Below are 25,763 nucleotides of genomic sequence, written 5' to 3' on the forward strand. Positions count from 1 at the left end.
GACCCACCCCACGAGCCACACCATGAATTGCTCCATGCACCCTGATGAGCGGGCCGCCCGCATCGAACTGGCCGCCTGCTACCGCGTCTTCGCCATGCTGGGCTGGGACGAACTGATCTACAACCACATCACGGTGCGCCTGCCCGACAGCGTGACGGGTGGTGAAAAGCAGTTCCTGATCAACCCCTTCGGCCTGCACTACGAAGAGGTCACGGCCAGCAACCTGGTGCGCATCAATGTGCGCGGCGAGGTGCTGGATGGTTCGCGGCATCCGGTGAATCCGGCCGGCTTCGTGGTGCATGCGGCCATCCACGACGGCCTGCCGGGCGCGCACTGCGTGATGCACACGCACACCACCTCGGGCATGGGCGTGGCCTGCCTGGAGCAGGGCCTGTCGCAAAGCAACTTCTACAGCGCCCAGCTGCACGGCATGGTGGCCTACCACGACTTCGAGGGCATCACCATCCATGCCGACGAAGGGCCGCGCCTGCTGGCCAGCATAGGCAACCGCAAGGCCGTCATCCTGCGCAACCACGGCCTGCTGAGCTGGGGCAGCGACCTGCCCCAGGCCTTCGTGGTGCTGTGGACGCTGCAGCGCGCCTGCGACGTGCAGATGGCCACCCTGTCCATGGGGGCGCCGCGCATGGTCTCCGACGCCATGGCCCGGCGCTGCAACGAGGACTCGCTGACCTTCAACGACAGCCACGGCGGTGCCCGCGATGTGTTCGACCACCTGGTGCGCCGCGTCAACCGGCGCGACAGCAGCTATCTCGATCTTTGAACCCGGAGCTTCCCGCGCATGACCATGGAACAGACAAGCATTTCATTCGACAAGGCCTGCATCTTCGGCGCCGGTGCCATCGGCGGCTGGATGGGCGCGGCCCTGGCCCGCGCCGGCTGCCAGCTCAGCGCCGTGGCGCGCGGCGCCGCGCTGCAGGCGCTGCGCACCCAGGGCCTGACCCTCGTGCACGGCGAGCAGCGCGAGCACTTCAGGCTGCGTGCCGAGCAGGACCCTGCCGCCTTGGGCGTGCAAGACCTGGTCATCATCTCCGTCAAGGCGCCGGGCATGCCCGATGTGGCCGAGCGCATCGCCCCGCTGATCGGTCCGCAGACCGTGGTCCTCACGGCCATGAACGGCGTGCCCTGGTGGTTTCTGCAAGGCGGTGTCGATGCCAGCGTGCGCGGCCGCCAGCTGAAGACGGTGGATCCCGAAGGCCGCATTGCGCGCGCCATACCGCTGGATCAGGTGCTGGGCTCCGTGGTCCATGCCAGCTGCTCCAACGATGCGCCCGGCGTGGTGCGCCGCCACTTCGGCAACAGCCTGATCCTGGGCGAGCCCCTGGCGACCGGCCCCGGCCAGTCGCCCACGCCGCGCCTGGCGGCACTGGCCCAGCTGCTGCAGCGCGGCGGCATCGAGGCCAGGCTGTCCGACAACATCCAGCGCGACGCCTGGTACAAGCTCTGGGGCAACATGACCGTCAATCCCGTCAGCGCGCTGACGGGCGCCACCTCGGACCGCATCCTGGGCGACGAACTGGTGCGCGGCCTGATCACGCGCGTGATGCTGGAGGCCAAGGAAATCGGCGCGCGCATCGGCCTGCCCATCAACGAATCGCCCGAAGACCGCCATGCGGTCACGCTCAAGCTGGGCGCCTTCAAGACCTCCATGCTGCAGGACGTGGAAGCCGGCAAGCCCGTGGAACTCGACGCCCTGGTGGGCGCGGTGCGCGAGATGGGCCAGCTGTGCGGAGTGGACACGCCGTTCACCGATGCGCTGCTGGGCCTGGCGCGGCTGCAGGCGCGGCAGAAGGGGTTGATGGACTGAGGCCGCGGCCATCTGGCTTGTGTCGTGCCAATGCGTAAAATGAGAATAGTTCTCACTCATTGGCCTGGATGACGCTTCGGGCCGCCTCCCATGCCCGGCGCCGAATCCGCACTGCACCCGTCCATCCATCGGCTCTACAGCGACCACCATGGTTGGCTGCAGGGCTGGCTACAGCGCAAGCTGGGCAATGCCTTCGATGCCGCCGACCTGGCCCAGGACACCTTTGTTCGCGTGCTGACGGCGCCCGATGACCTGCCTGAAAAGCAGGCCGGCTGGAACCTGCGCGAGCCGCGCGCCTATCTGACCGTGATCGCCAGGCGGCTCATGGCCAACCTGCACCGCCGCCGTTCACTGGAGCAGGCCTATGCCGAGGCGCTGGCGCTGCTGCCCGAGCCGCACATGCCTTCGGCCGAGCAGCAGGCCATCATTCTGGAAACGCTGCAGGAAATCGACGCCATGCTCGACATCCTGCCCGCCGCCGTGCGCCAGGCCTTTTTGCTGGCCCAGCTCGATGGCCTGACCTATGCCGAGATCGCGCAGCAGATGGCGCTCAGCGAGCGCACGGTCAAGCGCTACATGGCTCAGGCCATGGCACGCTGCATTCTGCTCACGCCATGAGCGCCCGCGACCCGAGGCCTGCGCCGCTCAGCGAGGCCGTGGCACTGCAGGCGGCCCAATGGTTTTTTCTGCTCCAGGGCGGTGATGCCAGCGAGCGCGATCACGCCCGCTGGAGGCAGTGGCACGAGGCCGACCCGCTGCATGCCCAGGCTTGGCAGCGTGCCCAGCGCGTGGGGCAGAAGTTCGCCATCGTGCCCAGGGACCTGGCCGGCCCTGCGCTGCAGCGTCCGGGCCGGGGCGAGCGCCGCCGCGCGGTCAAGGCGCTGGCCCTGCTGCTGATGGCCGCGCCTGCCGGCTGGCTGGTCTGGCAGCAGACGCCCGCACGCGACTGGCTGGCCGATGCGCGCACGGCCCGTGGCGAGCGCCGCAGCCTGGTGCTGGCCGACGGCAGCCGCGTGGACCTGGATACGGCCAGTGCCATCGACCTGCGCTTCGATGGTGAGCAGCGGCTGCTGCAGCTGCGCGCAGGCGCCATCCATGTGCGCACGGCCGCCGATCCGCAGCCACGCCACCGTCCCTTCATCGTTGCCACGGCCGAAGGCCGGATGCAGGCGCTGGGCACGCGCTTCACGGTGCGCCAGGGGCCGGGCCACACGCAGGTGGCCGTGTTCGAGGGCGCCGTGCGCGTGCAGCCCGCTCAGGCTGCACGCGATGGCTCTGGCGCCCTCGTGCTGCAGGCCGGCCAGCAGGCCGTGTTCTCGCCAACGGAGGTCCAGGCCGTGCAGCCCCTTGCAGCCCATGCGGATGCCTGGGTGAACGGCGTGCTGCAGGTGCGCGAGATGCGCCTGCAGGACTTTGCCCAGGCGCTGGGCCGCTATCGCACCGGCCTGCTGCGCTGCGACCCCGCCGTGGCCGATCTGCGCATCTCGGGTGCCTTCCAGCTCGATGACACCGATGCCGTACTGCAAAGTCTGCCCCAGGCCCTGCCCGTGCAGGTGCTGTGGCGCACGCGCTATTGGGTCACGCTGCAGGCGGCGCAGCACTGAACCGACGCAGCGCACGGCACGTATTTTTTCGCGGGGCGCGGTCCCCTGCTGTCACCTTTTCCGTTCTCGCGTGTGAAGTCTGGAGAAACAGCCATTTCACACATCCGAGGAGGAAGCTTTCCATGACCCATCCACCGTCATCCCATCTAGCTGCGGCCCTGTTGCTGGGCATGGCCTGCGCAGGCGGCGCGGCCACCGCGAACGCCGCGCCAGCAGTGTCGGAAGGGATTGCGCCGGCCGCCGCTGCAGCCTCCGAGCGCAGCTACCAGGTGCCCGCCGGCCCGCTGGACGAGGCGCTGGCCGGCTTTGCCGCCCAGGCCGGCGTGAGCGTGGTGATGGCGCCTGATCTGGTGCGCGGCCTGCGCTCTGCGGGCCTGCAGGGCCGGCACGGCGTGGCCGAAGGCTTTGCGCGGCTGCTGGCAGGCTCCAGCCTGCAGGCCGTGGCCAGTGGCGCGGGCAGCTATGTGCTGGGCCAGGTTCCCGAACTGCGCCCGGCCGCAGTCCCCGGTACGGCCATGCTGGGCGAGGTGCGCGTGACGGCCAGCGCCGAGACCGAGCAGGCCCTGGGCCCGGCCGGCGGCCATGTGGCGCGCCGCAGTTCCACCGGCAGCAAGACCGATGCGCTGCTGGTCGAGCTGCCGCAGTCCGTGTCGGTGATCACGCGCGAGCGCATGGATGACCTGGGCGTGCAGCACATGGGCGAAAGCATGCGCTACCTGGCCAATGTGCGGCCCGACAGCGGCGGCGCGCAGAACGCGGCCACCAATGTCTATATCCGCGGCTTCCAGTCGGCGGACTTCTATGTGGATGGCCTGCGCTACCGGCCGCTGGGATTTTTCGGAATGATGGCCGAGGAGCCTTATGGCTTCGAGCGCGTGGAAGTTTTCAAGGGGCCGGTGTCCGGCCTGTACGGGCAGTCCAACCCGGGCGGCATCGTGAACATGGTCTCCAAGCGGCCCACCGAGGTGGCGCGCGGCGATGTCGAATTCTCCACGGGGACGGGCGGGCGTGCCCAGGTGGCGGCCGATGTCAGCGGCCCTGTGAATGCCGACAAGACCCTGCTTTACCGCTTTGTGGCGCTGGGCCGCCAGGCCGATGCCTACATGGACCATCAGCAGGACGACCGTGTCTACCTCGCTCCCAGCCTGAGCTGGAAGCCCGACGCGCGCACGCGCCTGGACCTGCGTGCCGTCTACCAGAAGAACTGGGCGCTGGCGACCACCAATGTGCCCTGGGCGGCCGTCAACGGCAGCAGCCCGCACGGACGCATGCCCATGGATCGCTTTCTGGGCGAGCCGGGTTTCGACAGGGAATTCCAGGAACAGAAGTCGCTGGCCTATGACTTCTCGCACGACTTCGGCTCGGGCTGGAGCGTGCGGCAGAACCTGCGCTATGCCGACTTCAACAACCGGGAAAACTACCTGGCGCGTGCCAGCGGCCTGGTCAACGGCACGCAACTGATGCGCAACTACCAGCTGCGCCATGCCCACGGCAGCGTGCTGTCGCTGGACACCCATCTGCTGGGCCAGGTACGCACCGGCGCGCTGCGCCATGAGGTGCTGGCCGGCATCGACTACAACCGCAACCGCACGGTACGCGACGAGAAATGGGGCGTGGGACCGGTGCTGGGCAATGTCTTCGATCCGCGCTATGGGCAAAGCGTGGATACCTCGGTCCACACATCATGGGTCAACGACGGCAACGGCACGCGGCAGCTGGGCACCTATGTGCAGGATCGCATCCACTGGGACCGCTGGGTGTTCACGGCCGGCCTGCGCCATGACAGGGTCAGCACCGAGGTCACTGACCTCTGGACCGGCACGGTCAGCTCGGACCGCGACTGGTCGGCCACCACCGGCCGGGCGGGCGTCAACTATGTGTTCGACAACGGCCTGGCGCCCTATGCGGGCTATGCGCAGTCGTTCACGCCGGTCTCCGGGGCGACCTCGCCCGCGCGCGGCAGCAGGCCTTTCGAGCCCGAGACCGGGCGCCAGTTCGAGGTAGGCGTGAAGTACCAGCCTGAAGGCCGGCAGAGCTTTGTCTCGTTGGCATTGTTCGATCTGCGCCGCCAGAACGTGGCCACCACCGACCCCCAGGATGATCGCTACAGCGTGCAGACCGGCGAGACGCGCTCGCGCGGGCTGGAACTGGAAGCTTCGCTGCAGCTGCAGCGCAACCTGCGCCTGATTGGCGCCTACAGCTACAACGACATCCAGGTCACTCGGGACAACGCCAGCACCGATGGCTACACCGTGCTCGGCAAGGGCGTGTTCAAGGCGCCTGCGCACATGGCCTCGCTGTGGCTGGACCAGGCGTTCACGCAGGGCGCGCTGCAGGGCCTGAACGTGGGCATGGGCGTGCGCTACACGGGCTCGGCCTGGGGCGATGCGCTCAACACCTTCAAGGTACCGGGCTACACGCTGCTGGACCTGGCGCTGCGCTATGACCTGGCCCAGGCATCGCCCGCCTGGCGCGGCTGGAGCGCCAGCCTGCATGTGCGCAATCTGACGGACCGCTACTACGTGGCCTCGTGCTTCTTCGCGCTGGCCTGCAACATGGGCGAGGGGCGCACGGCCGTGGCCAAGCTCAACTACCAGTGGTGAGTCGCCAAGGCTGAGGGGGGCGAGGCGCGCAACCGTAGACTACGCCCCCATGACATCCGCCAAGAACCCCGTGTCGTCCTGGTCCACGCTGTGCGTGGTGGCCACCACTGTCCCCAGTGCCGAGGAGGCAGGCCATCTGGCCCGCAGCCTGGTGCAGCAGCAGGCCGCGGCCTGCGTGCAGGTGGAGGCCATCACCTCGCACTATGTGTGGCAGGGCGAACTGCACGCCACGCCCGAATGGCGCCTGGTCTGCAAGACCCTGCCCGACGTGCTGGAGCGCCTGACCCGTCTGCTGCGCGCCGGCCACAGCTACAGCGTGCCGCAGATCACCATGCGCACCGAGCGCTGCATGGCCGACTATGCGCAGTGGCTGCGCTCCCAGGTCTCGACCAGGGACGTGGCTGACGCTGCAGAGAAGGCCGCCGCGCCGCGCGTCACTGCGGCGTGACGTTGGCGGCCTTGATCACGGGCACCCAGGTCGCTGTTTCCTTGCGGATCAGCTCGCCAAAGGCGTTGCCCGTGACCACCCAGGGCTCGATCCCCTGCAGGTCCAGCTGCTTGACCACGGCCGGCGTGCTGAAGATCTCCTGAATATCCTTTTCCAGCTGCCTGAGCACGGCCGGCGGCGTCTTGCTGGGCGCCATCACGCCGTACCAGGACGAGATGGCAATGCCCGGCACGCCAGCCTGTGCCAGCGTGGGCACGTCGGGCAGGTACTTGCTGCGCGCCGGATCGGTCACGGCCAGCGCGCGCAGCTTGCCCGACTGCACATGCGGCAGCAGGGCGGGCACATTGCCCACGATCATGGGCACGGTGCCGCCCAGCACATCGTTGAGGCCGGGCGCCGTTCCCTTGTAGGCCACATGCAGGATATCGGCGCCGGTCTGCTGCTTGAACAGCTCGCCGGCCAGGTGCAGGCTGGAGCCCACGCCGGGCGAGGCATAGCTGATGGTGGCAGGCCTGGCCTTGGACAGGGCCACCAGCTCCTGAACCGTCTTTGCGGGCACGCCGGAGTGCACGGCAATCACATTGGCTGCCCTGGCCAGCGAGGCCACGGGCGCGAAGTCCGCCTCCACGCTGTAGCCGGGCCTGGCCAGCAGCGTGGGATTGATGGTCAGGTTGCCCTGGGGCACGACCAGCAGCGTATGGCCGTCAGCCGCGGCGCGTTTCACCATGTCGATGCCGATATTGCCGTTGGCCCCGGGCTTGTTCTCCACCACCGAGGTCTGCCTGTAGCGCTCGGCCAGGCCCGTGGACAGCAGGCGGGCCAGGGCATCGACCGGGCCGCCTGGAGGGAAGGGCGCGACGATGGTGAAGGGCTTGGCGGCCAGCTGCTGCTGCGCGGCGGCGTCCTGGGCCAGGGCAGTCTGGCATGCGGCTGCGGCCAGCAGGGCGGCGGTGCCGAGCAAGGAGGGGGCTTTCATGGGGTAACTCCGGGAACGAAGGCAAGGCAGGTACAAGCAAGAGAGATGCCTGTTGGCTATAGATTGTTTCTTTGATGAAACAATGTTCTTCTTATAAATCGACGCGAAGCATAAAACCTGCAGCTTGATCCGGATCAAGGGAAAACCCTTGGCTTGAGCCCCAGGGCCTGCCTGCGCCCTGCCGCCCATGAAAAAAGGAGCGCAGTGCGCTCCTTCGTGTGCTTTGCTCGCGGTGCTCAGGACAGCAGCGCCTGAGCGAACTCCCTGGCATTGAAGGTTTCCAGGTCCTCGACCTTTTCGCCCACGCCGATGAAATACACGGGAATCGGGCGTTCCTGCGCAATGGCAGCCAGCACGCCGCCCTTGGCCGTGCCGTCGAGCTTGGTGACGATCAGGCCCGTGAGCTGCAGCGCATCGTCGAAGGCGCGCACCTGGGCCAGCGCGTTCTGGCCGGTGTTGCCGTCGATGACCAGCAGCACCTCGTGCGGTGCCGTGGCGTCGGCCTTGGTGACCACGCGGCGGATCTTGCGCAGCTCCTCCATCAGGTGCAGCTGGGTGGGCAGGCGGCCTGCCGTGTCCACCAGCACCACATCCTTCTTGCGCGCGCGGCCGGCGGTGACGGCGTCAAAGCTCACCGCCGCAGGATCGCCGCCTTCCTGGCTGACGATCTCCACCGTGTTGCGGTTGGCCCAGACGCCGAGCTGCTCGCGCGCGGCGGCGCGGAAGGTGTCGGCCGCGGCCAGCAGCACGCTCTGGCCTTCGTCGGCCAGATGCTTGGTCAGCTTGCCGATCGATGTGGTCTTGCCTGCGCCGTTGACGCCGGCGACCATGACCACGGTGGGCTGGTGCTCGCCGATGATCAGCGGCTTTTCCAGCGGGCGCAGCAGGTCGGCCAGTGCATCGGCCAGCAGGGCCTTGACGGCGGCCGGGTCGGTGGCCTTGGCTTCCTTGACGCGGCGGCGCAGGTCGGCGAGCAGATGCTCGGTGGCCTTGACGCCGGTGTCGGCCATCAGCAGGGCATCTTCCAGCTCCTCGTACAGCGCGTCGTTGATCTGCGTGCCGGTGAAGACCGTGGCGATGCTGCTGCCGGTCTTGCGCAGTCCGGCCTTGAGGCGCTGCATCCAGTTCTGGCGGCTGGCGCCTTCGGCTTCGGGCTTGGCCGTGGGCTCGGGTGCGGCAATGAAGTCGGCAGGCGCGATCGTGGAGGCGGGTGCAACGGGTGCAGTGGCTGCCGCGGGCGGGGCGGCATCGCCCTTGCCGCCGCCGAAGGGCTTGCGCCACCAGGCGCTGCCCGCGTCGGCTGCGGCCGGGAGGTCAGGTGTGCCGGGGGGCAGGGCTGGGGCGCTGTCCTGCGGCGGGGTTGCGGGAATGCCGGCCTCTTCGGGCGCGACGCTGCGGTCCGCCGGGGAAATCTCGGCGGAGGAGGGGGTGGGCTTTTTCTTGAAAAAACTGAACATCGGCAGGTTCTTAGAATCACAGCATTCTATGAAACATGCACTCACCCTCCTGGGCTTAATGGCCTGCATGGGCACCGGGGCTGCTTTGGCAGCCCCGGATGCATCCTCTTCCATCCCTTCGTCGCTGCTGCAGACGGTTGCCAGCCAGGCCGCAGGCGGCACGCGCACCGGCACTTCGGCGCAGCAATTCACCCTGAAGAACGGCATGCAGCTCATCGTGCAGCCGGACCGGCGCGCGCCCACGGCCGTGCACATGGTCTGGGTGCGGGTGGGCTCCGTGGACGAGGTCGATGGCACCTCGGGCGTGGCCCACGCGCTCGAACACATGATGTTCAAGGGCTCGCGCAAGGTGGCTCCCGGCGAGTTCTCGCGCCGCGTGGCTGCCTTGGGCGGCCAGGAAAACGCCTTCACCAGCCGCGACTACACGGGCTACTACCAGCAGATTCCGTCCAGCCGACTGGAGGATGTGATGAAGCTGGAGTCCGATCGCTTTGCCAACAACCGCTGGCCCGACAGCGAGTTCAAGAAAGAGATCGAGGTCATCAAGGAAGAGCGCCGCATGCGCACCGAGGATCAGCCGCGCGCCGTGCTCATGGAGCAACTGATGGCGGCGACCTTCATGGCCTCGCCCTACCACCGCCCCGTGATCGGCTGGATGAGCGATCTGGACGCGCTGACGCCTGGCGACGTGCGCGACTTCCATGGCCGCTGGTACGTGCCCGGCAACGCCACCGTGGTCATTGCCGGTGACGTGGACGTGGCCAAGGTCCGCGCCTGGGCAGAGAAGTACTACGGCAGCATTCCCGCACGCGCCCTGCCGGTGCGCAAGCCGCGCACCGAGCCTGCGCAGATCGGCATCCGCCGCATCGAGGTCAAGCAGCCGGCCGAACAGGCCCTGGTGGCCCTGGCCTTCCGGGCGCCCTCGCTGACCCGGGTCAGCGACCTGCAGTCCGACGACCGCGATGCGCTGGCGCTGCTGGTTCTGTCGGCCGTGCTGGACGGCTATGACGGCGCCCGCCTGGAGCGCGCCCTGGTCCAGGGCGAAGGCCGCGTGGCCGACGGCGCGGGCAGCTCCATGTCGCTCATGGGCCGTGGCCCCGGCCTGTTCATGCTGACGGGCGTGCCTGCCACGGGCAAGACTGCGGCCGAGGTCGAGGCCGCGCTGCGTGCCGAAGTGGCCAAGGTCGCCAAGGACGGCGTGGAGCCCGCCGAGCTGGAGCGCGTGAAGACGCAGTGGATGGCCTCCAATGTCTACGAGCGCGATTCGGTCATGGGCCAGGCCCAGAGCCTGGGCAATTACTGGATACAGGGCATGCCGCTGGATGCGGAAGACCAGTTGCTGGCCCAGCTGCGCACCATCACGCCCGATGACGTCAAGCGTGTGGCTGCCAGGTACTTTGGCGATGACCAGCTCACGGTGGGCACCCTGGTGCCGCAACCCCTGCCCGAAGGTGGCAAGCCCCGTCGTCCCGATGCGGGTGCCGGCATCGGCGGACCCCTGCATTGATGGCCCCGAAGCACGCTGGAGTGAAGATGAAGAACATGAAGAAAATGGTGGCCAGCACGGTGCTGGCAGGCGTGGGCATGGGCTTTGGTGCCACGTCCGCATGGGCCCTGCTGCCCATCCAGCACTGGACCCAGCCCAGCGGGGCGCAGGTCTGGCTGGTGGACAGCCCGGGCATTCCCATGGTCGATGTGCAGATGGACTTCGATGCCGGCAGCCGGCGCGATCCCGCCAACCAGGTCGGCCTGGCCAGCGCCGTGGCGCTGATGGCCTCCAAGGGCGTGACCGCCCAGGGCGATGCGCCTGCGCTGGACGAGAACGGCCTGGGCCAGGCCTGGGCCGATCTGGGTGCCAGCTTTGGCGCGCAGGCGGGCCGCGACAGCTTCAGCTACGGGCTGCGCTCCCTGACCGAGCCTGCGCTGCTGCAGCGCGCCGTGGCGCTGGCGGCGCGCCAGATCGCCAACCCCAGCTGGCCGCAGGACGTGTGGCTGCGCGAGCGCGAGCGCTGGACCGCGGCCATCAAGGAATCCGACACGCGCCCCGGCACGGTGGCCGGCAAGGCCCTGAGCCAGGGCGTGTTCGGCACCCATCCCTACGGCGCGCGCGCCACGGGCGAGAGCCTCGCGCACATCGACCTGTCCGACATGCAGTCCTTCCACCGCCGCCTGATCGCGGCCTGCCGCGCCAAGGTCAGCATCGTCGGTGCGGTCAGCCGCGAGCAGGCCGACCAGCTGGTGCAGCAACTGCTGGCTCCGCTGCAGGCGGCGCAGGGCCAGGACGCCAGTGCCTGCGCGCCCCTGCCCGACGTGCCCAAGGTGCAGGCGCTCAAGGCGCCGGTCAACGAGAACATCCCCTTCGCCTCGGCCCAGGCGCAGGTGCTGATCGCCCAGCCCGGCATTGCGCGCAACAGCCCGGATTTCATGGCCGTGCTCGTGGGCAACCACATCCTGGGTGGCGGAGGCTTCACCTCGCGGCTGACCGAGGAAGTGCGCGAAAAGCGCGGCCTGAGCTACAGCGTCTACAGCGACTTCTCGCCGGGCCTGGACGCGGGCGCCTTCACCATTGCCCTGCAGACGCGCCCCGACCAGGCGGCCGAGGCCCTGAAGGTCTCGCAGGACACGCTGCGCCGCTTCGTGGCCGAAGGCCCGACCGAGAAGGAGCTCAAGGCCGCCAAGGACAATCTGATCGGCGGCTTTGCGCTGCGCATAGACAGCAACCGCAAGCTGCTGGGCAATGTGTCCAACATCGCCTGGAACGGCTTGCCGCTGGACTACCTGGAGCACTGGACCGAGCGCGTGCAGGCGCTGACCGTGCGTGATGTGCGCGAGGCCATGCAGCGCATGCTGCAGCCCGAGCGCATGGTGACCGTCGTCGTGGGAGGCCAACAATGAGCCGCAACAGCATCAAAATCCATACCCCTGCCGGCAAGCGCTGGCTTGAAAAGGCCACGGCCGAAGCCGCCGCGCCCAAGGCGACCGCCGCAGCACCGGCCACAAAGGCAAAGGCGGGCAAGCCGGCACCCTCGGGTGCGGGCGAGGTCCGCATCATCGGTGGCCAGTGGCGCCGCACGCGCCTGCCCGTGGCGCAGCACCCCGGCCTGCGGCCCACGCCTGATCGCGTGCGCGAGACCCTGTTCAACTGGCTGGGCCAGGACCTGACGGGCTGGCACTGCCTGGATGCCTTCGCTGGCACGGGCGCGCTGGGCTTCGAGGCCGCATCGCGCGGCGCGACCAATGTGCTGATGAACGAGCAGGACGCCACCCTGGTCCTGCAGTTGCAGCGCCTGCGCGAGCGCCTGGACGCCCAGTCCGTGCGCGTGCTGCGCGGCGATGGCATCGGCTGCCTGCGCCAGGTGGCGCCGGGCACGCTGGACCTGGTGCTGATCGATCCGCCCTTCGACCATGCCGATCTGTTCGAGCCGGCTCTGAAGGCTGCCGCGCAGGCGGTGTCCGCCACGGGCTATGTCTATCTGGAGGCGCCCCAGGCCTGGACCGAGGAGCAACTGGCCGAGGCCGGTGGCCTGCAGCTGTTCCGCCATCTGAAGGCGGGCGCCGTCCATGCCCACCTGCTGCGCAAGGCACCGCAGGACGAGTAAAGGGCGCTGCGGCGGCCGCGTTCCCTGGCAGGAGCGCGGCTGTCGCACAGCCGACCGGCCATGCTGCAGCGCAATGCATAATGCGCCATCCGTGCCGGACCAGGGCACGCGCAGCCAAGGAAAGTGAACGCCATGAGCCACGACGTGATTGCCGTCTACCCCGGAACCTTCGATCCGATCACGCTGGGCCACGAAGACGTGGTGCGTCGTGCGACCCAGCTGTTCAGCCACGTCATCGTGGCGGTGGCGGCGGGCCACCACAAGAAGACCATGTTCAATCTCGAGGAACGCATGGAGATGGTGCGCGAGGCCGTGTCCATCTACCCCCATGTCCAGGTCGAGAGCTTTCATGGCCTGCTGCGCGACTTCGTGGTCGAGCGCGGCGGCAAGGCCATGGTGCGCGGCCTGCGTGCGGTCACCGACTTCGACTACGAGTTCCAGCTCGCCGGCATGAATCGCACGCTGATGCCCGAGGTGGAGACGGTGTTCCTCACACCCAGCGACCGCTACCAGTTCATCAGCAGCACCTTCGTGCGCGAGATCGCCACGCTGGATGGCGAGATCGACAAGTTCGTCTCTCCCAGCGTGCGTACCCGTCTTCTGCAGAAGGTGCAGGCCAATCGCGCTCCCTGATCGCGCTCCCCTATCGCGCTCCCCGAACGCGCGCCCAGATGCCCTGACCGCCTGTCTGTCTTGAGGCCCGCCAAGGGCCAGGCTCCTCTGGCGATTCCTTCCTAGAAGGAAGCCTGCCGCGCAGCGCTCGCATTCACGGCGGCGTGCACGAATTCCAGCTTGCGCCTGGCCCCGGCCGAAAGGGCGAACGGATAGGCATCGCCATGGCCCAGGCTGCGGTTGAGGCTGTTGGTCAGCAGCGTCAGCGGCACCCACTGGTCGAGCATGGTGCCGAAGTCCGGCCGTGCATGGACCGCGAAAGGGTCCTGCACGCACAGCGCGGGCTGCGTGACCGAGCCTGTACTTGTCCCTGAGCCTCCAGGCATGGTGATGCAGGTGCCATAGCTGGCCGCAGTCTCCAGCAGATCCACCATGTGCAGGTAATGGGCCCAGCTTTCGGCCCAGTCTTCCCACGGGTGGGAGGTAGCATAGGCGCTGACGAAGTTGTCGCGCCACTGCCCGTCCATCGGGTCGCGTGCATAGTAGTTCTGCAGTGCCTGGCCATAATCCTGGCGCTCGTCGCCGAACAGGCGGCGGAATTCCTCGATACGGCCCGCTCCCACCACCAGCCTGTCCCAGAAGAAATGGCCGGATTCATGGCGCAGATGGCCCACCAGCGTCCGGTAGGGCTCGTGCAGGGCCTGGCGGCGCCTGGCGCGCTCGGCATCATCGGCCTCCACCACGTTCAGCGTGATGGTGCCGTTGGCATGGCCGGTCATCACGGGCGCCTGCCCGGGCAGGTCGGCCAGCAGCTCGAAGCGCGGCCCGTCCTCTCCAGGCCGGGGACCCAGGCCCAGGCGGGCCAGCGTGTAGAACAACTGGCGCTTGGCGGCCTCGATCCGGGTCCAGCGCAGCGCATTGGCCGGGTCTGACAGATCGGGCAGCCAGCGTGTCTGGCGGCAGGACTCGCACAGCGCATGGGGATCGTCTGCGGGCAGGGCGAAGTTGCACTGTCCCACGGGACCCCGGTGGCTGCACATCTTGTAGAGACGGCCTGGCGGCTTGCCGCTCGTCAGCGAGGACAGGCTCTCCCACAGCACGCTGTCCCGCGCGCCGGAAACCGGGCGCAGGCAGGCCACATGCAGTCGTTCGGGCAGGAAGGCCAGGGTGGCGCCGCAGTGCACGCATTGAACGCTGTCGAAGAAGACCGGGTGGCCACAGGCATCGCAGTTGAAGACTCGCATGTCGGTCACTTTACGCCGTATGTCCGGCGCCCGGTGGAAAGGGGTCGCGTCTGCCTTAGCCTGCAACGGCCGGCCGGCCGTCCTTGCGCCGGGCCCTGCGGCAGTGGATCCCTGGATGAAAAAAGGCCGGAAGTCTCCGGCCTTGTACTTGGCTCAGCCCCCGCAGGGGCCTGCATCAGGGACGAACCACGATGCTGTTGCGCACCTCGCGCACGTTCTTGGTGGTGCGGGCGATCTCGGCGGCGCGGGCCTTTTCCGATTCGGACTTGGCAAAGCCCGACAGCTGCACCGTGCCGTTCAGGGTCTCGACGCTGATGGAGGTGGCCGAGACACTCTTGTCCTCTGCCATCTTGGCCTTCACCGCAGTGGTGATGCCGGCGTCATCCACATACGAACCCACGGTCTGCTGGTCGCGGGCGACGGAGCAGGCGGTGGTGCCGAGCACGGTGGCGCCGGCGACGAGAGCGAAAGCGATGGCACGGGTGTACTTTTGCATGATCAATTCTTTCTCGGGTAAGAAAAGTGGGGTAACTGGACTGATAGCACTCGGGGACTCAAGGAACTTGGCGACCGCTCACTTGCGCGAGCGTGAGCTCATGAAGAACGCGGTGGCAAGGGCTGCGCCCGTGGCCGCGGCCAGCAGGATGGAGCGGCCCGGTTGCTCGATGACGTAGCGCGTGGTGGCCTCGGTGGCAGATTGCAGCTGGCGGCGGGCGCGGTCGGAGCTGTCGGCACAGAAGTTGATGCCGCGCGTGGCCAGTTCCTGGGCACGTGCTGCGAGGTCATCGATGACGGGGTTCAGCTCACGCTCGATGGACTGGACGCCCTCCTCGGCCTTGTCCAGCGCATTCGCTGCGGTGCGGCGCGTGGTGTTGACGGCTTCCTTGGCGGCATCCGCGACATCCTGTGCAACGTCCTTGGCGGTATCGGCGGCTTTGTTCACGGCTTTCTCGGCTTGGCTCATTGGTTCTATCTCCTCAAAACTGGCATGAATGCGAAAGGCGGTCGGGCTGCCGGGCTGGCTGCCCGCGGGAGGCGGGCTTGGGCTGGCAGGGGGCTGAAGGCGGCGCCGCCGCTACTTCTTGATCAGGCTCATCACAAAGGTGACGACGGCCATGATCACGAAAATATAGAACAGGATCTTGGCGATGCCTACAGCACCTGCCGCAATACCGCCAAAACCGAATATGGCGGCTACCAGGGCGATGACGAAGAACACGATGGCGTAGTGCAGCATGTAAAACTCCTTGGGTTGTTCGTTTCCAAGAAACGGCACGGGGCGGATGGGCCAAGTGCTGTTTGCATGGGTTCGACTGTACTGAGCCGTCCGAGGTGTATCTGACGGTGGCCGGCGTGGCATGGCGTCAGGGTTAGGCGGGGGGGTGGTGTAGGAATGCTCTGGCTGCACAGGGCTGGCAAGCGCCGCCGGCTGCAGCCAGCCTGGTGCGGGCATGAAAAAAAAGCCCCTGGCGCGTGGGCGCGCAGGGACTTTTGCATGGTGGATGCTGGCGCTTCAGGCGGCGGCGACCGTACCTGCGTTTTTGTCCGTGGAAATGGGCGCCAGCGGGATGACGGCGGAGATTGCCGTGCCCTTGCCCAGCTCGGACGACACGGTCAGGCGTCCGCCTGCGGCCTCCACGCGGTGGCGCATGCCGGCCAGCCCGTGGGAGTTGGGGCGCATGGCCGAGGTCTCGAAGCCTTCGCCGTCGTCCTGGATCTGCACCGTCACATAGGTCGGATAGTTGTGCACGGAGACCAGGACATGGCTGGCCTTGGCATATTTGCCGATGTTGGTCAGCGATTCCTGGACGATGCGGTAGACCGTGAGCTGGGTGGATTCAGGCAGTTCCACCTGCTCCAGATTGGCCGTGACTTCGATGCCGCTGCGCTCGCCGAACTCGCGCGCCAGGATTTCCAGCGCCGTCGTCAGGCCCAGGTTGGACAGGGAGGAGGGGCGCAGATCCTCGATGATGCGGCGCTTGAGGGCGATGCCGCTGTTGAGCGTCTCCACCAGATGGCTGACGCGTTCGCCCACGTCCGGCGCGCTGAGGTCGATCTTGGATTTGAGGCGCGCCACGTCGAGCTTGGCCGCCGTCAGCAGCGAGCCCAGCTCGTCGTGCAGTTCGCGCGCCAGGTGTCCGCGCTCGTCCTCGCGCACCTGCTGCAAGTGGTTGGCCAGCTCCGTCAGCGTGGCCGTGCGCTCGCGCACCAGGGCTTCGAGGCGGTTGCGCTCGTCGCGCTGGATCTCCTGCTCGCGCTGGTGGGCCTGCTGCAGCGCGTGGGCCTGGCGCAGGTACATGAAAAAGCCCAGCACGCCCAGGGCCGTGACCGTGGCGATGCCTATGCGCGACAGCGAAAGCGTGTGCTCGATGTCCTGCAGGTTCTTGGCCGAGCGCTGGTCTATGCCCGACAGCAGCTTGCCCGTGTAGTCGCGGATGGCGTCCATGTTCTCCATGCCCACGTCGGTGAACATGACGAAACGCCAGGCTTCCTCGTTGCCCTGGCGGTACAGGCGCAGGCTGAGTTCCATCTCGCTCATCTTGCGCTCGACCTGGCGCGCCAGCGGCGTGAAGATCGCCAGCTCCTGCGGGTCGTAGATGAAGATCTGGCGCAGCTCGTCCATGTTGTAGTTGATGGCCGTGATCGCCTTGCTGTAGGGCTCCAGGTAGCGCTCCTCGCCCGTCAGCAGGTAGCCGCGCAGGCCCGTCTCCGCATCCAGCATCAGCCGCAGCAGCTGGCTGATCTCCGAGCGGGTGGCCTGGGTCTGGGTCATGGCCTCCAGCGCCTTGGTGGAGCGCTTGTAGCTGGCCTCGTTAATGCTGACCAGCAGCACGGCCGCGACGATGGCAAATGCCAGGCTGATCGCAATTCTTCGGAAATTTATCCAACGCATAAGCATCCTCTCACCTACAAGATCTTCGCCGATATTCTGCATAATTCGTGTTATCGGCTGCCGGGGCAGTTCCTGCGCCGGCCGTTACCATATATTGTTTGCACGACCAGCGATCCCGCTGGTCCCCCGAAAAAGAGGTATTCATGATCAGAATTGGCATTGTGGACGACCATGCAATTGTGCGCTCGGGCCTGCGTCAGTTTCTCTCGGAACACGTGGACCTGCGTGTAGTCGGTGAGGCCGCCAATGGCCGCGAGGCCATCGATCTGGTGCGCGCCCACGAGATCGACGTGCTGTTGATGGATCTGTCCATGCCGGGGCAAAGCGGTATCGACGCGCTGGCCATGCTGCGCGCCAAGGCGCCGGACATGGGCATCCTGATCCTGAGCGGCTATCCCGAGGAGCACTATGCGATCAACCTGATCCGCCAGGGTGCCAGCGGCTACCTGAACAAGGAGTGTGATCCCCAGGAGATTGCCGAGGCCATCCGCACCGTGGCCCTGGGCCGCCGCTATCTGACGCCCGCCGTGGCCGACTTGCTGGCCCAGCAGCTCAACCGCAAGGATGATGCGCCAGCCCATGAACAGCTGTCGGAGCGCGAGTTCCAGGTCTTTCTCAAGCTCGCGCGTGGGGAAACCGCGGGTGATATTGCAAAGTCGCTTTCGCTGAGCGTAAAGACGGTCAGCACCTATCGCACGCGTCTCATGGAGAAAATGGGGTTGTCGTCCAACAGCGACCTGACGTATTACGCACTGAAGAACAGGCTGATCGATTGATTTTCAGTCAATAGAAAATACGGGCTGCACGATTATCAAGTCGTGCAGCCTTTTTTGATGAAAAATCAAATGCAGTGCTTTGGGTTCAGGCTGTTTTAAGTTGGTTGAGTGACGCCGCATCGATATTCATGCAATAGTCCATGAGCGCGTCGATTTCATTGGACTTGTCGAAGACGGCATCCACGCCGAGCTGGGCGCAGCGGCTGCGGATGTCGGGGGTGGCGTAGTTGCTGAGCACCACGATCTTCTGGTGCGGCTGGCGCTCGCGGCAGGCAGTGAGCACACCCAGGCCGCTGCCCTGGCGCAGGAACAGGTCGACGATGGCGAGATCCCATGCGTCGGGGTTCTGCTGAAGCCAGTCCGTCCCCGCGCTTTCCGTCTCGGCGATGCCCACGGCCTCGACATCGGCCAGTTCTTCGAGCGTGGCGATCAGGTTCTCGCGGATCGTAGGGTTGTCTTCAACAAGATAGGTGCGCAATTTCACGGCTGTATCCAATAGGGACGCGGATGGCAATCGGAGTCCGGCGGAACCCGGCCTCCATTGTCCTGCGCGACAGCGGGCGATTGTGCCAGTGGGGGATCGGCGTGGAAGTCAGTCGATTCCTACGCCTTGTTACCGCAAACGGGGCAGTCCGGCACACGGGTAGTTTGCATGCTACTCCAATCGAGGCTGCGGCTGTCGAACATGGTCAGGCGGTTTGTTGCAGGCGTGCCAAATCCCGCGACCAGCTTGAGGGCTTCCGCCGCCTGCAGCGTGCCCATGACGCCCACCACCGGCGCGAAGACGCCCATGGTCGAGCACTGCACTTCCTCGAACTGTGCCTCCGGCGGGAACACGCAGGCATAGCAGGCGCAGTTCTCGTCGCGCGGGTCCATGACCATGAGCTGGCCGTCCAGGCGGATGGCCGCCCCCGCCACCAGGGGTACCTTGTGGCGCACGCAGGCCGCGTTGATCATGTGGCGCGTGCGGTAGTTGTCCGTGCAGTCCAGCACCAGGCTGGCCTGGGGCACGAGCTCGTCGAGCAGGGCATCGTCGGCGCGCTGCTGGCGGCAGTCGATGCGGATGCCGGGGTTGATGGCATGCACGGCCGTGCGTATGGATTCCACCTTGGGCTGGCCCACGCGGTCCGTGGTGTGGGCGATCTGGCGCTGCAGGTTGGTCATGTCCACCGCATCGTCGTCCACCAGGGTGATGCGGCCTATGCCGGCCGAGCCCAGGTACAGCGCAGCGGGCGCGCCCAGGCCGCCTGCGCCGACGATGAGCACATGCGCTGCCAGGATGCGCTCCTGGCCTTCGATGCCGATTTCGTCGAGAAGGATGTGGCGCGAGTAGCGCAGCAGTTGATCGTCGTTCATTCGCGTCTCCAGACGTGAAAAAGCCGGGCGCGCGGCCCGGCTTGGTTGGGCGCGGACCCTGCCCGCGCCGCGCTGTCAGTTTTCCTTCTTCTCGGGCTCGCGCTCGGTCAGGGTCTTGCTGACCATGACGGGCTGGCCCTTGAGACGGTTGAGCGCCTGCTGCAGCTGGAAGTCCTTTTCGGTGCCGAACTCGGGCAGGCGGCGCTCGGCCGGCGGCTTCTTTGCTTCCTCTTCCAGGCGCTTGCGGGCTTCCTCGCGGGCCTTCTCGCGCACCTCGTCCTTGACCTCGGCGCCCTGTCCGCTGGACAGGTGCTTTTCCAGGTCGGCCTCGCGCATGCGCAGGGCGGCGAACAGGTCGCCTTCGGGTGTCTCGTCCACCATCACGTCGGGCACGATGCCCTTGGCCTGGATGGACTTGCCGCTGGGCGTGTAGTAGCGCGCCGTGGTCAGCTTCAGGCCCGTATCGGGGCCCAGGGGGCGCACGGTCTGCACCGATCCCTTGCCGAAGGTCTGGCTGCCCATGATGATGGCGCGCTTGTGGTCCTGCAGTGCGCCGGCCACGATCTCGCTGGCCGAGGCCGAGCCTTCGTTGACCAGCACCACCAGCGGCAGCTTCTTGAGCGAGGCCGGCAGGCGCTGCAGCGGGTCGCCCATGCCGCGGCGGGCATAGAAGCTGGGCGATGCCTTGTAGGTTTCCTTGCTCTCGGCCAGTTGGCCATTGGTGGAGACCACGGTCACATCCGGCGGCAGGAAGGCGGCCGAGATGGCGACGGCAGCGTCCAGCAGGCCGCCCGGGTCGTTGCGCAGGTCCAGCACCAGGCCCTTCATGTTGGGGTCCTGCTTGTACAGCTCCTCGACCTTGCGCACGAAGTCGTCCACCGTGCGTTCCTGGAACTGGCTCAGGCGGATCCAGCCGTAGCCGGGCTCGATCACCTTGCCCTTGACGGACTGCGTCTTGATTTCCTCGCGCGTGATGGTCACGGGGAAGCTGCGGCTTTCATCCTTGCGCAGGATGGTCAGCTGCACCTTGGTGTTGGGCTCGCCGCGCATGCGCTTGACGGCGTCGTTGAGCGACAGGCCCTTGACGGCCGTGTCGTCGATCTTGGTGATCAGGTCGCCCGTCTTGAGGCCGGCGCGGAACGCGGGGGAGCCTTCGATGGGCGAGACGACCTTGATCAGGCCGTCTTCCTGCGTGATCTCGATGCCCACGCCGACGAAGCGGCCCGAGGTGCCCTCGCGGAATTCCTTGTAGGACTTCTTGTCGAAGTACTGCGAATGCGGATCAAGGCTGGACACCATGCCGGAGATGGCATCGGTGATCAGCTTCTTGTCATCGACCGACTCGACATAGTCGGTCTTGATCAGGCCGAAGACGGCGGACAGCTGCTGGATTTCCTCCAGCGGCAGCGGGGTCATGGCACCGCGGGCCACGGTCTGCAAGGAAACCGTGGTCAGTGCTCCGGCGATTACGCCTACGGAAACCCAGCCGGCAATTTTGATTTTCTGGCCCATATCACCCCTTTAACCGCGTCAATATACACCCGCTTGGAAAGGCAGGCGCCCGCGTGGTTCCCTAAAAACGGCGCAGCAAGCGCAATTTCCGCAGCAGGCGCTCACCTCAAGCGGGTCCGGCTCAGGCCTTGCCCTGCGCGGCCACGGCGGCTGCAGCCTTGGCCGCAGCTTCTGCATCGCCCAGGTAATAGTGGCGAATGGGCTTGAGATCGGCATCCAGCTCATAGACCAGCGGAATGCCATTGGGCACGTTGACGCCGACGATGGCGTCATCCGAGATGCCGTCCAGGTATTTGATCAGCGCGCGGATGGAGTTGCCGTGGGCCGCGACCACGACGCGCTTGCCCGACAGGATGGCGGGCGCGATGGACTCGTTCCAGAACGGCAGAACGCGGGCCACCGTGTCCTTCAGGCATTCGGTCAGCGGCACCTGGCTGGGGTCCAGCTGGGCGTAGCGCACGTCGCTGCGCTCGCTGCGCGGGTCTTGCGGCTCCAGGGCCGGCGGGGGCGTGTCGTAGCTGCGGCGCCACACCAGCACCTGGGCGTCGCCGTATTGCTTGGCCATGTCCGCCTTGTTCAGGCCCTGCAGGCCGCCGTAGTGGCGCTCGTTCAGGCGCCAGCTGTGCTGAACGGGCAGCCAGGTGCGGTCCATTTCGTCCAGCGTGTGCCACAGCGTGCGCGTGGCGCGCTTGAGCACGCTGGTGTAGGCCAGGTCGAAGTCATAGCCTTCGGCCTTGAGCAGGCGGCCTGCGTTCTTGGCCTGTTCGACGCCGGTGGCGGTCAGGTCCACATCGGTCCAGCCGGTGAAGCGGTTTTCGAGGTTCCAGGTGGATTCACCGTGGCGGATCAGCACGAGCTTGTACATGGCGGCTTTCTAAGTCTCTCGATGCGACAAAGCTGGGCTGTCGCGGGGGCAAAAGCCAGCATTCTAGAATTGACAGGTTTGCCAACCCAAGGAATGACGTGAAATTCATCATCGATAACTGGTATTTGATCCTGATCGCGCTGGCTTCCGGCGTGATGCTGCTGCTGCCCCTGGTGCGCGGCGCAGGCGGCGGCTCGCTGACGGCGGCGCAGGCCGTGCAACTGATCAACCGCCAAAAGGCCGTGGTCATCGATGTCTGCGAGCCCGAAGAGTACGCGGCCGCCCATGCCAACGGCGCCAAGAATGTGCCGCTGAGCCAGTTCGAGGAAAAGCTGCCCACCACCGTGAAGAACAAGGCCCTGCCGCTGGTGCTGATCTGCACCAAGGGCAATCGCGCTTCGCGGGCCGAAGGCATTGCGAAGAAGCTGGGCTACGAAAAGGCCCAGGCCCTGGCCGGCGGCCTGAAGGCCTGGCGCGATGCCGGCATGCCGGTTGAAAAGGCCTGAGACGCCCCCATCTGACGGCGATGGAAGCCGCTGCTCCGCGCCCCGGGCGCCAGCCGGCGGAACGCCGCAAACTCGAAGAAAGTCGCACATGCAAGCCGTGAAGATGTACACCACCGCTGTCTGCCCCTATTGCATCCGGGCCAAGCAGATCCTCAAGTCCAAGGGCGTGGAGCAGATCGAAGAGATCCGCATCGACACCGATCCGGCCGCGCGCGACGTGATGATGCAGAGCACGGGCCGCCGCACGGTGCCCCAGATCTTCATCGGCGAGCGCCATGTGGGCGGCTGCGACGACCTGATGGCGCTGGACGCCGACGGCGGCCTGGTACCCCTGCTGCAAAGCTGAAACACGGGCACTGCATAATGCTGGCCCAGGTGCCCGCTGCGCAAGCTCTTGGCAGCGGGCATTTTGTTGGTGATTTTTTTGATGCCCTGGTCACCGCACCAGGGTTTTTTGCCCAGAAAGACTGATTCCATGGCCGAACAGGACACTCCCGTCTTCCAGATCCAGCGCGTCTACCTCAAGGACCTGTCGCTGGAGCAGCCCAATTCGCCCGCCATCCTGCTGGAGCAGGAGCAGCCCAGCGTGGACATCCAGCTTGGCGTCGAGGCGACTCCCGTGGCCGAAGGCATCTACGAAGTGGCCGTGACCGCCACCGTGCAGACCAAGATCCAGGACAAGACCGTGTTCCTGGTCGAGGCCAAGCAGGCCGGCATCTTCGAGATCCGCAACGTGCCCGAAGACCAGATGGGTGGCGTGATCGGCATTGCCTGCCCCCAGATCATCTATCCCTACCTGCGCGGCAACGTGGCCGACGTGGTCACGCGCGCCGGCTTCCCGCCCGTGCACCTGGCCGAGATCAACTTCCAGGCCATGTACGAGCAGCAGCAGGCAGCCGCCCAGGCGGACGGCAATTCGCTGCCGCAGTAAGCCGGTCCATTCCCGGCCGATGTGATTTGCGCCCAGGCGCGTCGCATCGCTGTGGTACAAGAAAAGAGGCCCGAGGGCCTCTTTTTTTCATCAACGTCGCTTCTTCAACGTCGAGCAGATATGAACATTGTGGTGATTGGCGCAGGCGCCTGGGGCACGGCGCTGGCGATGAGCGCGGCCTCGCGCGGTGACGGGCATGTCGTGACCCTTTGGGCGCGTGACGCAGCCCAGGCGCAGGCCATGCGGGACAGCGGCGAGAACGCACGCTACCTGCCGGGCGTGGCGCTGCCTGCTGCGCTGCAGGCGGTGCATGGCGAGATCGACGGCCATCTGGCGGCCGCCGACCTGATCGTGATCGGCACGCCCATGGCTGCCCTGCGCGAATGGCTGGGCCGGCTGCAGCATGTGCCCGCACCCGTGGCCTGGCTGTGCAAGGGCTTCGAGGCCGTGCCCGCAGGCGCTTCGGCCGCCGCCCATGGACTGATGGCGCACGAGGTCTGCGCCGAGGTGGCGCCCGATCTGCTGTGCGGCGTGCTCAGCGGCCCCAGCTTCGCGGCCGAGGTGGCACGCCACCAGCCCACGGCCCTGGTGGCGGCCAGCCGCCATGCCCAGGTCAATGACGCCCTGGTGGCCGCCTTCCACGGCGGCGCCATGCGCGTCTATGCCAATGCCGACATCGTGGGCGTGGAAGTGGGCGGCGCCGTGAAGAACGTGCTGGCCATTGCCACCGGCCTGTGCGACGGCCTGCAGCTGGGCCTGAACGCCCGCGCCGCACTGATCACGCGCGGCCTGGCCGAGATGACGCGCCTGGGCCTGGCTCTGGGCGCGCGCACCGAGACCTTCATGGGCCTGTCTGGCCTGGGCGACCTGGTGCTGACGGCCACGGGCGATCTGTCGCGCAACCGCAAGGTGGGATTGCTGCTGGCCCAGGGCCGCACGCTGGAGCAGGCCGTGGCCTCGCTGGGCCATGTGGCCGAGGGCGTGTACAGCGCGCGCACCGTGCTGGCGCGCGCGCGGCTGCTGAATGTGGAGATGCCGATCACCGAAACCGTGGTCGAGCTGCTGGACGGCCGGCTGCAGGCGGCCGAGGCCGTGCAGCACCTGATGGCGCGCGATCCGCGCGGCGAGTGATTCTTCGGTGTCCATGAAAAAGCCCCGGGGCTGGAAGGCTCCGGGGCTTTTTTTGCGTCAGAAATCCTGGCGCCTGGCGCGCTACAGGCCCAGTTACAGGCCCAGCTCCAAGTCCAGCAGTTCCTCCACCGTCTGGCGGCGGCGGATCAGGCGGGTGCTGTCGCCATCGACCAGCACCTCGGCGGCCAGCGGGCGCGTGTTGTAGTTGCTGGACATGGAGCTGCCATAGGCGCCCGTGTCATGGATGACCAGCAGGTCGCCCACCGAGGCGCCGGCCAGCGCGCGCGGCAGCACCACGCCGCCGTCGCCCTGGGTGAAAACGTCGCCCGATTCGCACAGCGGGCCGGCGACCACGGCGTCGCGCAGGGGCATGGCCTGGCCGTCGCGGCGCAGCACTTCCATGCCGTGCCAGCTGCCGTACATGGAGGGGCGCATCAGCTCGTTGAAGCCCGTATCGACCAGCACGAAATGGTTGCTGCCCGCATTCTTGGTGGCACGCACCTGGCCCAGCAGCACGCCCGACTCGGCCACCAGGAAGCGGCCGGGCTCGATCTCCAGGCCCAGCGCGTGGCCCACGATGGCCTCGGCGTCCTTGCGCGCCGCATCCCACAGGCCGTGGTAGTGGGCCGTGTCGATGGTGGCGTCACCCTCGCGGTAGGGAATGGACAGGCCGCCGCCGGCCGAGATGGCCTGCAGGTCATGGCCTGCCTGGCGGGTGGCGCGCACCAGCTCGACCATGGCGCCGCAGACCTGCTGCAGGTGGCCGTAGTCCACGCCCGAGCCGATGTGCATGTGCAGGCCGGCCAGCTTCAGGCCGCCGTCGCGGATGGCCTGCAGCGCCGCCAGCAGGTCGCTGTGCCAGATGCCGTGCTTGCTGTGCTCGCCGCCCGTGTTGGTCTTGTTGCTGTGGCCGTGGCCGAAGCCGGGGTTGATGCGCAGCCACACGGGATGGCCGGGCGAGGCCTGGGCCAGCTGGTGCAGCATGTCGATGGAGCCCGCGTTCACGGGCACCTTGTGCTCGGCCACGCAGGCCAGCGTGGCCTCGTCCATCACGTCGGCGGTGAACACGATGTCGCTGTGCAGGTCGTCGCCATGGCCAGCCGCGTAGCCGGCGGCCAGGGCGCGCAGGATTTCGCCGCGCGATACCGCATCCACCTTCACGCCCTGCTCGCGCATCAGCCGCAGGATGTGGATGTTGGAGCAGGCCTTCTGTGCAAAGCGGATGGTGTCGAAGGCCTTGAGCTGGGCAATGCGCGCGCGAATGGTGGCGGCGTCATAGACCCACAGCGGCGTGCCGTGCCGGTCGGCCAGGGCCCAGAGCTGGGCGGGCGGGAAGGGATTGGACATGGTGTCTCTTTCAGGGGAACTGCCACGCATCATGGTGGATGGCGGTCATTCAGTCCAATGCTTGTTCTTATGGTGTCT

27 protein-coding genes are annotated in these 25,763 nt (G+C 67.0%); 15 read left to right on the forward strand and 12 right to left on the reverse strand.

Annotated elements, in window-relative coordinates; all coding sequences use genetic code 11:
* The first annotated feature begins 22 nt into the window (after positions 1-22).
* From A9976_RS00900 to cutA, 6 genes are all read left to right on the forward strand, one after another.
* Entirely contained in the window at positions 23-781 is a 759-nt protein-coding gene (locus A9976_RS00900) for a class II aldolase/adducin family protein (RefSeq protein WP_088166235.1), read from the forward strand.
* A gap of 18 nt (positions 782-799) precedes the next feature.
* Positions 800-1,825, forward strand: coding sequence for a 2-dehydropantoate 2-reductase (locus A9976_RS00905; protein ID WP_183017422.1), 1,026 nt, complete (start codon positions 800-802; stop codon positions 1,823-1,825).
* 90 nt (positions 1,826-1,915) lie between these two features.
* The gene (locus tag A9976_RS00910; protein ID WP_183017423.1) at positions 1,916-2,443 is read left to right on the forward strand and encodes a sigma-70 family RNA polymerase sigma factor; all 528 of its coding nucleotides are present in this window, start codon (positions 1,916-1,918) and stop codon (positions 2,441-2,443) included.
* Positions 2,440-3,429 carry a FecR domain-containing protein gene (locus A9976_RS00915; protein ID WP_183017424.1) on the forward strand — a complete coding sequence of 330 codons (990 nt, stop codon included), beginning with the start codon at positions 2,440-2,442 and terminating at the stop codon, positions 3,427-3,429. Before A9976_RS00910 ends, A9976_RS00915 begins: the two co-directional genes overlap by 4 nt.
* 122 nt (positions 3,430-3,551) lie before the next feature.
* Positions 3,552-6,032, forward strand: coding sequence for a TonB-dependent siderophore receptor (locus tag A9976_RS00920; RefSeq protein ID WP_183017425.1), 2,481 nt, complete (start codon positions 3,552-3,554; stop codon positions 6,030-6,032).
* 49 nt (positions 6,033-6,081) lie between these two features.
* Entirely contained in the window at positions 6,082-6,480 is a 399-nt protein-coding gene (gene cutA / locus A9976_RS00925; RefSeq protein WP_183017426.1) for a divalent-cation tolerance protein CutA, read from the forward strand.
* On the opposite strand, the gene A9976_RS00930 is transcribed toward cutA, so the two are convergent.
* Positions 6,467-7,456, reverse strand: coding sequence for a tripartite tricarboxylate transporter substrate binding protein (locus A9976_RS00930; RefSeq protein WP_183017427.1), 990 nt, complete (start codon positions 7,454-7,456; stop codon positions 6,467-6,469). The genes cutA and A9976_RS00930 overlap by 14 nt on opposite strands.
* 236 nt (positions 7,457-7,692) lie before the next feature.
* Complete coding sequence (gene ftsY, locus A9976_RS00935) at positions 7,693-8,913, reverse strand: signal recognition particle-docking protein FtsY (RefSeq protein WP_183017428.1); 1,221 nt, start codon at positions 8,911-8,913, stop codon at positions 7,693-7,695.
* 28 nt (positions 8,914-8,941) lie between these two features.
* Here ftsY and A9976_RS00940 point away from each other — a divergent pair, with 28 nt between their 5' ends.
* The 4 genes from A9976_RS00940 to coaD all read left to right on the forward strand — a co-directional run bounded on the left by A9976_RS00940 (position 8,942) and on the right by coaD (position 13,145).
* A complete protein-coding gene (locus A9976_RS00940; RefSeq protein ID WP_183017429.1) occupies positions 8,942-10,420 on the forward strand; it encodes a pitrilysin family protein in 1,479 nt (492 codons plus the stop codon).
* A gap of 26 nt (positions 10,421-10,446) precedes the next feature.
* Positions 10,447-11,808, forward strand: coding sequence for a pitrilysin family protein (locus A9976_RS00945; protein ID WP_183017430.1), 1,362 nt, complete (start codon positions 10,447-10,449; stop codon positions 11,806-11,808).
* Positions 11,805-12,512 (forward strand): 16S rRNA (guanine(966)-N(2))-methyltransferase RsmD, encoded by a 708-nt coding sequence (rsmD, locus tag A9976_RS00950; RefSeq protein ID WP_183017431.1) that lies wholly within the window; start codon positions 11,805-11,807, stop codon positions 12,510-12,512. The genes A9976_RS00945 and rsmD overlap by 4 nt, the downstream gene beginning before the upstream one ends.
* A 132-nt stretch (positions 12,513-12,644) precedes the next feature.
* On the forward strand, positions 12,645-13,145 hold the full coding sequence (gene coaD, locus A9976_RS00955; protein ID WP_183017432.1) for a pantetheine-phosphate adenylyltransferase: 501 nt from the start codon (positions 12,645-12,647) through the stop codon (positions 13,143-13,145).
* Between the two features lie 101 nt (positions 13,146-13,246).
* Here coaD and A9976_RS00960 read toward each other — a convergent pair whose 3' ends face one another.
* The 5 genes from A9976_RS00960 to A9976_RS00980 form a co-directional block, all read right to left on the reverse strand.
* On the reverse strand, positions 13,247-14,368 hold the full coding sequence (locus tag A9976_RS00960) for a putative zinc-binding metallopeptidase (RefSeq protein WP_183017433.1): 1,122 nt from the start codon (positions 14,366-14,368) through the stop codon (positions 13,247-13,249).
* Positions 14,369-14,543: 175 nt separating this feature from the next.
* Complete coding sequence (locus A9976_RS00965; protein WP_012203732.1) at positions 14,544-14,864, reverse strand: BON domain-containing protein; 321 nt, start codon at positions 14,862-14,864, stop codon at positions 14,544-14,546.
* A gap of 78 nt (positions 14,865-14,942) precedes the next feature.
* Positions 14,943-15,332 (reverse strand): hypothetical protein, encoded by a 390-nt coding sequence (locus tag A9976_RS00970; protein ID WP_013803931.1) that lies wholly within the window; start codon positions 15,330-15,332, stop codon positions 14,943-14,945.
* 111 nt (positions 15,333-15,443) lie between these two features.
* On the reverse strand, positions 15,444-15,605 hold the full coding sequence (locus tag A9976_RS00975; RefSeq protein WP_013803930.1) for a DUF1328 domain-containing protein: 162 nt from the start codon (positions 15,603-15,605) through the stop codon (positions 15,444-15,446).
* A 276-nt stretch (positions 15,606-15,881) separates the two neighbouring features.
* The gene (locus A9976_RS00980) at positions 15,882-17,261 is read right to left on the reverse strand and encodes a CHASE3 domain-containing protein (RefSeq protein WP_183017434.1); all 1,380 of its coding nucleotides are present in this window, start codon (positions 17,259-17,261) and stop codon (positions 15,882-15,884) included.
* 143 nt (positions 17,262-17,404) lie between these two features.
* Here A9976_RS00980 and A9976_RS00985 point away from each other — a divergent pair, with 143 nt between their 5' ends.
* On the forward strand, positions 17,405-18,037 hold the full coding sequence (locus A9976_RS00985) for a response regulator transcription factor (RefSeq protein WP_012203736.1): 633 nt from the start codon (positions 17,405-17,407) through the stop codon (positions 18,035-18,037).
* 85 nt (positions 18,038-18,122) lie between these two features.
* On the opposite strand, the gene A9976_RS00990 is transcribed toward A9976_RS00985, so the two are convergent.
* The 4 genes from A9976_RS00990 to gpmA form a co-directional block, all read right to left on the reverse strand.
* Complete coding sequence (locus A9976_RS00990) at positions 18,123-18,521, reverse strand: response regulator (protein WP_013803928.1); 399 nt, start codon at positions 18,519-18,521, stop codon at positions 18,123-18,125.
* Positions 18,522-18,640: 119 nt separating this feature from the next.
* Positions 18,641-19,393 (reverse strand): HesA/MoeB/ThiF family protein, encoded by a 753-nt coding sequence (locus A9976_RS00995; protein ID WP_183017435.1) that lies wholly within the window; start codon positions 19,391-19,393, stop codon positions 18,641-18,643.
* Between the two features lie 75 nt (positions 19,394-19,468).
* Positions 19,469-20,905, reverse strand: coding sequence for a S41 family peptidase (locus A9976_RS01000; RefSeq protein ID WP_013803927.1), 1,437 nt, complete (start codon positions 20,903-20,905; stop codon positions 19,469-19,471).
* A gap of 121 nt (positions 20,906-21,026) precedes the next feature.
* Positions 21,027-21,770: a 2,3-diphosphoglycerate-dependent phosphoglycerate mutase gene (gene gpmA, locus A9976_RS01005; RefSeq protein WP_034390756.1), complete on the reverse strand. Its 744-nt coding sequence runs from the start codon at positions 21,768-21,770 to the stop codon at positions 21,027-21,029.
* Positions 21,771-21,868: 98 nt separating this feature from the next.
* Here gpmA and A9976_RS01010 point away from each other — a divergent pair, with 98 nt between their 5' ends.
* The 4 genes from A9976_RS01010 to A9976_RS01025 all read left to right on the forward strand — a co-directional run bounded on the left by A9976_RS01010 (position 21,869) and on the right by A9976_RS01025 (position 24,338).
* Entirely contained in the window at positions 21,869-22,276 is a 408-nt protein-coding gene (locus A9976_RS01010; protein ID WP_013803926.1) for a rhodanese-like domain-containing protein, read from the forward strand.
* An 88-nt stretch (positions 22,277-22,364) separates the two neighbouring features.
* Positions 22,365-22,622, forward strand: a complete 258-nt coding sequence (grxC, locus tag A9976_RS01015; protein WP_088166240.1) for a glutaredoxin 3 — start codon at positions 22,365-22,367, stop codon at positions 22,620-22,622.
* A 129-nt stretch (positions 22,623-22,751) separates the two neighbouring features.
* Positions 22,752-23,207, forward strand: coding sequence for a protein-export chaperone SecB (gene secB, locus A9976_RS01020; protein WP_013803924.1), 456 nt, complete (start codon positions 22,752-22,754; stop codon positions 23,205-23,207).
* A 120-nt stretch (positions 23,208-23,327) separates the two neighbouring features.
* Positions 23,328-24,338, forward strand: a complete 1,011-nt coding sequence (locus A9976_RS01025; RefSeq protein ID WP_183017436.1) for an NAD(P)H-dependent glycerol-3-phosphate dehydrogenase — start codon at positions 23,328-23,330, stop codon at positions 24,336-24,338.
* Positions 24,339-24,431: 93 nt separating this feature from the next.
* Here A9976_RS01025 and lysA read toward each other — a convergent pair whose 3' ends face one another.
* On the reverse strand, positions 24,432-25,685 hold the full coding sequence (gene lysA, locus A9976_RS01030; protein WP_183017437.1) for a diaminopimelate decarboxylase: 1,254 nt from the start codon (positions 25,683-25,685) through the stop codon (positions 24,432-24,434).
* Between the last annotated feature and the right edge of the window lie 78 nt (positions 25,686-25,763).

Source organism: Delftia sp. UME58, from assembly GCF_014170385.1.
GTDB lineage: Bacteria > Pseudomonadota > Gammaproteobacteria > Burkholderiales > Burkholderiaceae_C > Comamonas > Comamonas acidovorans.

What these genes read in the sequence shown, in the direction of transcription:
- A9976_RS00930 (WP_183017427.1), bottom strand. Translation starts at nt 7,456, where the DNA reads ATGAAAGCCCCCTCCTTGCTCGGCACCGCCGCCCTGCTGGCCGCAGCC.
- A9976_RS00940 (WP_183017429.1), top strand. Translation starts at nt 8,942, where the DNA reads ATGAAACATGCACTCACCCTCCTGGGCTTAATGGCCTGCATGGGCACC.
- A9976_RS00910 (WP_183017423.1), top strand. Translation starts at nt 1,916, where the DNA reads ATGCCCGGCGCCGAATCCGCACTGCACCCGTCCATCCATCGGCTCTAC.
- A9976_RS00905 (WP_183017422.1), top strand. Translation starts at nt 800, where the DNA reads ATGACCATGGAACAGACAAGCATTTCATTCGACAAGGCCTGCATCTTC.
- A9976_RS00995 (WP_183017435.1), bottom strand. Translation starts at nt 19,393, where the DNA reads ATGAACGACGATCAACTGCTGCGCTACTCGCGCCACATCCTTCTCGAC.
- grxC (WP_088166240.1), top strand. Translation starts at nt 22,365, where the DNA reads ATGCAAGCCGTGAAGATGTACACCACCGCTGTCTGCCCCTATTGCATC.
- A9976_RS01000 (WP_013803927.1), bottom strand. Translation starts at nt 20,905, where the DNA reads ATGGGCCAGAAAATCAAAATTGCCGGCTGGGTTTCCGTAGGCGTAATC.
- A9976_RS00960 (WP_183017433.1), bottom strand. Translation starts at nt 14,368, where the DNA reads ATGCGAGTCTTCAACTGCGATGCCTGTGGCCACCCGGTCTTCTTCGAC.
- rsmD (WP_183017431.1), top strand. Translation starts at nt 11,805, where the DNA reads ATGAGCCGCAACAGCATCAAAATCCATACCCCTGCCGGCAAGCGCTGG.
- coaD (WP_183017432.1), top strand. Translation starts at nt 12,645, where the DNA reads ATGAGCCACGACGTGATTGCCGTCTACCCCGGAACCTTCGATCCGATC.
- lysA (WP_183017437.1), bottom strand. Translation starts at nt 25,685, where the DNA reads ATGTCCAATCCCTTCCCGCCCGCCCAGCTCTGGGCCCTGGCCGACCGG.
- A9976_RS00900 (WP_088166235.1), top strand. Translation starts at nt 23, where the DNA reads ATGAATTGCTCCATGCACCCTGATGAGCGGGCCGCCCGCATCGAACTG.
- A9976_RS00985 (WP_012203736.1), top strand. Translation starts at nt 17,405, where the DNA reads ATGATCAGAATTGGCATTGTGGACGACCATGCAATTGTGCGCTCGGGC.
- A9976_RS01025 (WP_183017436.1), top strand. Translation starts at nt 23,328, where the DNA reads ATGAACATTGTGGTGATTGGCGCAGGCGCCTGGGGCACGGCGCTGGCG.
- A9976_RS00945 (WP_183017430.1), top strand. Translation starts at nt 10,447, where the DNA reads ATGAAGAACATGAAGAAAATGGTGGCCAGCACGGTGCTGGCAGGCGTG.
- gpmA (WP_034390756.1), bottom strand. Translation starts at nt 21,770, where the DNA reads ATGTACAAGCTCGTGCTGATCCGCCACGGTGAATCCACCTGGAACCTC.
- A9976_RS00965 (WP_012203732.1), bottom strand. Translation starts at nt 14,864, where the DNA reads ATGCAAAAGTACACCCGTGCCATCGCTTTCGCTCTCGTCGCCGGCGCC.
- A9976_RS00970 (WP_013803931.1), bottom strand. Translation starts at nt 15,332, where the DNA reads ATGAGCCAAGCCGAGAAAGCCGTGAACAAAGCCGCCGATACCGCCAAG.
- A9976_RS00975 (WP_013803930.1), bottom strand. Translation starts at nt 15,605, where the DNA reads ATGCTGCACTACGCCATCGTGTTCTTCGTCATCGCCCTGGTAGCCGCC.
- A9976_RS00915 (WP_183017424.1), top strand. Translation starts at nt 2,440, where the DNA reads ATGAGCGCCCGCGACCCGAGGCCTGCGCCGCTCAGCGAGGCCGTGGCA.
- A9976_RS00920 (WP_183017425.1), top strand. Translation starts at nt 3,552, where the DNA reads ATGACCCATCCACCGTCATCCCATCTAGCTGCGGCCCTGTTGCTGGGC.
- A9976_RS00980 (WP_183017434.1), bottom strand. Translation starts at nt 17,261, where the DNA reads ATGCGTTGGATAAATTTCCGAAGAATTGCGATCAGCCTGGCATTTGCC.
- ftsY (WP_183017428.1), bottom strand. Translation starts at nt 8,913, where the DNA reads ATGTTCAGTTTTTTCAAGAAAAAGCCCACCCCCTCCTCCGCCGAGATT.
- secB (WP_013803924.1), top strand. Translation starts at nt 22,752, where the DNA reads ATGGCCGAACAGGACACTCCCGTCTTCCAGATCCAGCGCGTCTACCTC.
- cutA (WP_183017426.1), top strand. Translation starts at nt 6,082, where the DNA reads ATGACATCCGCCAAGAACCCCGTGTCGTCCTGGTCCACGCTGTGCGTG.